Origin of the sequence: Methylomonas sp. LWB (assembly GCF_001856095.1) — a bacterium.
GTDB lineage: Bacteria > Pseudomonadota > Gammaproteobacteria > Methylococcales > Methylomonadaceae > Methylomonas > Methylomonas koyamae_A.
The window spans coordinates 1-871 of record NZ_MKMC01000077.1 but is presented as its reverse complement, the minus strand read 5'-3'; the positions used below and the strand labels follow the sequence as shown (position 1 = coordinate 871).

Annotated in this window: 1 protein-coding gene; it reads left to right on the top strand. The window is 60.2% G+C overall.

Annotation, left to right across the window (positions count from 1 at the left end):
• A partial coding sequence (locus tag BJL95_RS20785; protein WP_139306365.1) for an IS66 family transposase occupies nucleotides 1–871 on the top strand: 871 nt, incomplete at both ends.

The window sequence follows — 871 nt, the reverse complement described above, 5'->3', positions numbered from 1 at the left end:
CCGCAACAGGTGCGAGTCATTCAACATCACCGCGTCAAATATGCCTGCCCGTGCTGCGATGAAAGCATTCGCGTGACGCCGGCACCGGTTCGCATCATCCCCAAAGGCTTGCTCACCGAAACGGCATTAGCCTGGGTCGTCACCGCCAAATACCAGGATAGCCTGCCGCTGTATCGGCAAGCCGCGCTGTTGAGCCGTTTCGGCGGCGATCTGTCGCGCAACACGCTGGCGGCTAGCATGGTGCGGGTTGGCGACGCAGTGCAACCCATCATCAACTTGCTGCGCGACCATCTGCTCGATGCCGATCTGATCCTGGGCGACGAAACCGTGGTTCAAGTGCTCAAAGAATCCGGCCGAGCCGCGCAAAGCAAAAGCTATCTGTGGGCACAAATGACCGGCTCCGGATCGCCGATTCGGCTGTTCAGCTACACGCCGGGGCGCGGCGGAACGCATGCGCAGCCGTTGTATGACGGCATCAAACCCGGCGCGGTACTGATGAGCGACGGCTATGAGGTGTATAACGCCATTGCCGCCAGCCGGGGTGCGATTCACCTCGGCTGTTGGGCGCATGCGCGGCGTTATTTTGTCGAGGCCGAAGCCGCCATTCCTAAAGCCGCGCGCGGCCCGGAGCAACTGGCGACGCAGTTTATCGCGGCGATGGGTGAACTGTACGCGATTGAAACTCAGACGAAAGACCTGAGCGTCGAACAGCGTGGGCAGCGGCGCCAGGAGCAAAGCCGACCGGTTTTGGTCAAAATCGAAGCCCTGCTGCTACAACATCTGCATGCGGTAATCCCCGGTAGTTTGCTGGGCAAGGCTTTGCATTACTTGTCATCGCAGTGGTCCAAACTGATCCGCTTCGTCGACAACG